This is a genomic window from Streptomyces sp. SID5910 (assembly GCF_009862125.1).
Taxonomy (GTDB): Bacteria; Actinomycetota; Actinomycetes; order Streptomycetales; family Streptomycetaceae; genus Streptomyces.
Map to the genome: position 1 here is coordinate 1 of NZ_WWHX01000962.1, position 5,251 is coordinate 5,251.

5 protein-coding genes and 1 pseudogene are annotated in these 5,251 nt (G+C 73.5%); all 6 read left to right on the top strand.

Annotated features, from left to right (window positions below; translation table 11 throughout):
* Positions 1 to 109 precede the first annotated feature (109 nt).
* The gene (locus tag GTW67_RS34395; protein WP_161168640.1) at positions 110 to 967 is read left to right on the top strand and encodes an LLM class F420-dependent oxidoreductase; all 858 of its coding nucleotides are present in this window, start codon (positions 110 to 112) and stop codon (positions 965 to 967) included.
* Positions 968 to 1,068: 101 nt separating this feature from the next.
* Positions 1,069 to 1,494, top strand: a complete 426-nt coding sequence (locus GTW67_RS34400; protein ID WP_161168638.1) for a GNAT family N-acetyltransferase — start codon at positions 1,069 to 1,071, stop codon at positions 1,492 to 1,494.
* A gap of 111 nt (positions 1,495 to 1,605) precedes the next feature.
* Positions 1,606 to 2,955: a hemolysin family protein gene (locus GTW67_RS34405; RefSeq protein ID WP_161168639.1), complete on the top strand. Its 1,350-nt coding sequence runs from the start codon at positions 1,606 to 1,608 to the stop codon at positions 2,953 to 2,955.
* Positions 2,952 to 3,965, top strand: a complete 1,014-nt coding sequence (locus GTW67_RS34410) for a CNNM domain-containing protein (RefSeq protein ID WP_161164672.1) — start codon at positions 2,952 to 2,954, stop codon at positions 3,963 to 3,965. Before GTW67_RS34405 ends, GTW67_RS34410 begins: the two co-directional genes overlap by 4 nt.
* A gap of 62 nt (positions 3,966 to 4,027) precedes the next feature.
* The gene (locus tag GTW67_RS34415; RefSeq protein ID WP_161164671.1) at positions 4,028 to 4,807 is read left to right on the top strand and encodes an SGNH/GDSL hydrolase family protein; all 780 of its coding nucleotides are present in this window, start codon (positions 4,028 to 4,030) and stop codon (positions 4,805 to 4,807) included.
* 88 nt (positions 4,808 to 4,895) lie between these two features.
* A pseudogene (locus GTW67_RS34420) lies at positions 4,896 to 5,251 on the top strand (adenylosuccinate lyase); the annotation flags it as partial.

The following is a 5,251-nucleotide window of genomic DNA, read 5'->3' on the forward strand; positions in this document are numbered from 1 at the left end:
CCGGCGCAGCCCGCTCCGGCGCAGCCCGCTCCGGCGCAGCCCGCTGCCGGCGCAGACCACCGAGGAGGCCGTCTTGTCCGCTCGTCCGTTCCGTTTCGGCGTCAACCTGATGGCCTCCGCCCCGGCCGAGGAGTGGAGCGAGAAGTGCCGGCGGGCCGAGGAGCTCGGCTACGACGTGATCCTGGTGCCGGACCATCTCGGCATGGTCGCCCCCTTCCCCGCGCTGGTCGCGGCGGCCCGGGCCACCGAGCGGTCCCGGGTGGGCACGTTCGTGCTCAACGCCGGCTTCTGGAACCCGGCGCTGCTGGCCCGGGAGGTGGCGACCACGGACGCCCTGACCGGCGGGCGCCTGGAGCTGGGGCTCGGCACCGGCTATGTCCGGGCGGAACACGACACGGCGGGGCTGCCCTTCGGCTCGCCGGGCGAACGTGTGGACCATCTGCGGCGCACGGTGGAGGAACTGGAGCGGCTGCTCGGCGACGAGGAGTACCTGCCGCGGCCGGTGCAGCGGCCCGGGGTGCCGCTGCTGATCGGCGCCAACGGCGACCGGATGCTGGAACTCACCGCGCGGCACGCCGACATCGCCGCGTTCACCGGCGGCCGTACGGTGCCGGGCAGCGCGACGGGCCGGCTCGCGCCCGTCACCGCCGAGGAGCTGGACGAACGCGTGGCGCGCTACCGCGAGCTGGCGGCGGGCCGCACGCGACCGGCGGAGCTGAACCTGCTCGTCCAGCGGGTGGTCGTCACCGACGACCGCGAGGCCGCCGTCCGTCCCCTGCTGGAACGTGTGCCGCACCTGACCGCCGATCAGGCGCTCGGCCTGCCCGTCTTCCTGATGGGCACCCTGGAGGAGATCACCGCGCAGGTGCACGCGCAGCGCGAGCGGTACGGGTTCACGTACCTGACCGTGCTGGAGCCGTCGATGGAGGCCTTCGCCCCGGTGATGCGGGCGCTGCGCGACGCCTGACGGACCGCTGGGGGCGCGGGTGCCGTCCGCGTGCCGTCCGCATGCCGTCCGTATGCCGGAATTCGCGTCCGGCCCGCCGTGTCGCGTGGTGGGATCGCCGTATGAACGATCTTCGGACACGGGCCGCCGGGCCCGAGGACCTGGACGCCGTGCTGGCCTTCTGGAAGGTGGCCGCGGAGGGGACCAGCATCAGCGACGACCGGGACGGCGTGGAGCGTCTGGTCGCCCGGGACCCCGGCGCGCTGATCCTGGCCGAGCAGGGCGGCGCGCTGGTGGGCACGGTGATCGCCGGCTTCGACGGCTGGCGCTGCCATCTGTACCGGCTGGCCGTGCACCCCGACCGGCGCCGCCAGGGGATCGGCTCGGCCCTGCTGGCCGCCGCCGAGGACCGGTTCGTACGGCTCGGCGGGCGGCGCGCGGACGCGATGGTGCTGGTGCGCAACGAGCGGGCGCAGCATGCCTGGCGGGCCGCCGGGTACGCGCCCGAGGAGCAGTGGCGACGCTGGGTCAAGCCCCTCACCGACTGAGGGCCCCTCACCGACGGAAGGCAGTGAGCACCGGCGCATGAGCGAGTGTCCCGGCGCACGACATCGCGCGAACCTCCGCGTCCTGTCCGATCATGGAACCGAGGTGACCCGATGACCGAAGTGCTCCTGCTGCTGGTGGCGATCCTGCTCTCCCTCGCGTGCGGCGCCTTCGTCGCGGCCGAGTTCTCGCTGACCACCGTCGAACGCGGCGAGCTGGAACGCGCCGCCGCGCGCGGCGAGCGGGGCGCGGCGAGCGCGTTGAAGGGCGTACGGAACCTGACGTTCCAGCTGTCCGGGGCGCAGCTCGGCATCACGGTCACCAACCTGGTGGTCGGCATGCTCGCCGAGCCGTCGGTCGCGGCGCTCATCTCGGGCCCGCTGGAGGACGCCGGGATGTCCCCGTCGGCGGCCTCGTCGCTGGCGCTGGTGCTGGGCACGGCCCTGTCCACGGTCTTCCTGATGATCGTCGGCGAGCTGGTGCCGAAGAACTGGGCGATCTCCTCGCCGCTGGCCGTCGCCAAGCGGGTGGGCGGTCCGCAGCGCTGGTTCAGCATGGCCTTCCGGCCCTTCATCACCCATCTGAACAACTCGGCCAACCGCGTCGTGCGCCGCCTCGGCGTGGAGCCCGCCGAGGAGCTGGCGTCCGCGCGCGGGCCGCAGGAGCTGGCGGCGCTCGCCCGGCACTCCGCCAAGGAGGGCGCCCTGGAGGCCGACACCGCCGAGCTGTTCGTGCGGACCCTGAACCTGGCCGACCTGACGGCGGAGAACGTGATGACCCCGCGCGTCCAGGTCGTCGCGCTGGACTGGCGGGCGACCTGCGAGGACGTGGCGAACGCGACGCGGGCGACCGGGCTGTCCCGGTTCCCGGTCTTCCGGGACAGCCTCGACACGGTGGTGGGGACGGCCCACGTGAAGGACGTCCTGGCGGTGCCCGCCGAGCGCCGGGCCCGGGTGCCGGTCGCCGAGCTGATGCGCGAGCCGCTGCTCGTCCCGGAGACGCTGACCGTCGACCGGCTCCTGGACCGGCTCTCCGGGCGGCGCACGATGGCCGTCGTCATCGACGAGTACGGCGGGACGGCGGGGGTGGCCACGCTGGAGGACATCGTCGAGGAGGTCGTCGGCGAGGTGCGCGACGAGCACGATCCGCACGAGATCCCGGAGCTGGACGCGGCCGGCACCGACGAGGAGGGGCGCGCCCTGTACTGGGCCGACGGCGCGGCCCGGGTGGACCGGCTGGCGCGTCTCGGCCTGCGGGTGCCGGAGGGGCCGTACGAGACGGTCGCCGGGCTGGTCGCGGCGCGGCTGGGCCGCATCCCCGCCGTCGGCGACACCGTCGGCCTGGAGGGCTGGCGGCTGGACGTCGTGGACGCGGCGGGACGCCGGGCGGCCCGGGTGCTGCTGCACGCGCCGCTGCCCGGCGAGCGGTCCGGTGACGGCGACGACGGGGAGGCCGGACGGTGACCGCCGTACAACTGCTGATCGGTCTGGCGACGCTCGTCGTCAACGCCTTCTTCGTGGGCGCCGAGTTCGCGCTGATCTCCGTGCGCCGCAGCCAGGTGGAGCCGTACGCCGAGGAGGGCGACCGGCGGGCGAAGAGCGTGCTGTGGGGTCTGGAGCACGTGTCCGCGCTGCTCGCGGCGGCCCAGCTCGGCATCACGCTGTGCACGCTGGTCCTCGGCATCGTCGCGGAACCGGCGATCGCGCACCTGCTGGAGCCCGTGTTCCACGCGATGGGCGTGCCGTCGGGGGCGGGGCACGCGGTGTCCTTCGTGATCGCCCTGGCCCTGGCGACGTATCTGCACATGCTGCTCGGCGAGATGGTCCCGAAGAACATCGCGCTGGCCGAGCCGGTGCGCAGCGCGCTGCTGCTCGGGCCGCCGCTGGTGGGGCTGTCCCGCGCGCTGCGCCCGGTGATCTTCACGGTGAACACCTTCGCGAACGCGCTGCTCAAGCTGCTGCGGGTGGAGGCGAAGGACGAGGTCTCGGCGACCTTCACGGACACCGAGCTGGCCGAGATCGTCAAGGACGCCAGCGAGGCGGGGCTGATCGACGACCGCGCCCAGGAGCGGCTGCACGACGCCCTGGAGCTGGGCCGCCGGCCGGTGCGGGACGTGGTGCTGCCGCTGGAACGCGTCGTGCAGGCGCGCGTGGGCATCACGCCGGAGCAGTTGGAGCGGCTGTCGGCCGAGTCCGGGTTCTCCCGCTTCCCGGTGGTGGACGACGGGCGGCGGATCGTCGGCTACCTGCACGTCAAGGACGCCCTGGACGCCTCCCCTCGGGACGTGCCGTTCCGGCTGCGGGACATGCGGTCCATCGCCCGGGTGCGGGAGAACACCCCGCTGGACGACGTGCTGACGGCGATGCGGCGCAGCCGTACGCATCTGGCGGCGGTCCTGGGCTCCGACGGGCGGCTGGCGGGGCTGGTGACCATGGAGGACGTGTTGCGGGAGCTGTTCGGGCAGCGGACCTGAGGGCGAACGTGCACGGGGTGACCGACCGGGGGGTATGTGCAGGGGCTACCATTTCTGTCGCCATGCAGACGAACCCCACCCACACCAGCCTCGTCGCCGTCGGCGACTCCTTCACCGAGGGCATGTCCGACCTGCTGCCCGACGGTTCCTACCGCGGCTGGGCCGACGTGCTCGCGGCGCGGATGGCCGCCCGCTCCCCCGGTTTCCGGTACGCGAACCTCGCCGTGCGCGGGAAGCTGATCGGGCAGATCGTCGACGAGCAGGTGGACGTCGCGGCGGCCATGGGCGCCGATGTGATCACGCTGGTCGGCGGGCTCAACGACACCCTGCGGCCCAAGTGCGACATGGCCCGGGTGCGGGATCTGCTGACGCAGGCCGTGGAAGGGCTGGCCCCGAACTGCAAGCAGCTGGTGCTGATGCGCAGCCCCGGCCGGCAGGGCCCGGTGCTGGAGCGGTTCCGGCCGCGCATGGAGGCGCTGTTCGCGATCATCGACGACCTCGCCGAGCGGCACGGCGCCGTCGTCGTGGACCTGTACGGGGCCCGGTCGCTGGCCGACCCGCGGATGTGGGACGTGGACCGGCTGCACCTGACCGCCGACGGGCACCGCCGGGTCGCCGAGGCCGTGTGGCAGACGCTCGGCTACGAGCCCGAGGACCCCGACTGGCACGCGCCGGTGCCGCCGACGCCGCCGCCCGGCTGGGTCGTGCGCCGCACCGCGGACGTCCGGTTCGCCCGGCAGCACCTGCTGCCCTGGATAGGCCGCAGGCTGACCGGCCGCTCGTCCGGCGACGGCCTGCCGCCCAAGCGCCCGGAGCTGCTGCCGTACGAGGACATCACGTGATCGTTCCCGCCCCCGCACGGCGTTCGTAGCTTCCGACGAACAACCCCGCGGCGCTGGCCTGCACGAATCGCCAGTAGAATCCGTTTACGTGACTTCCGCTCCCGCCAAGCCCCGCATCCCGAACGTCCTCGCCGGACGTTACGCCTCCGCCGAGCTCGCCACGCTCTGGTCGCCCGAGCAGAAGGTGAGGCTGGAGCGGCAGCTCTGGCTCGCCGTGCTGCGGGCCCAGAAGGACCTGGGCATCGAGGTGCCCGACGCCGCGATCGCCGACTACGAGCGCGTCCTCGACCAGGTCGACCTGGCCTCGATCGCCGAGCGCGAGAAGGTCACGCGGCACGACGTGAAGGCGCGGATCGAGGAGTTCAACGACCTCGCCGGGCACGAGCACGTGCACAAGGGCATGACGTCCCGCGACCTGACGGAGAACGTCGAGCAGCTCCAGAA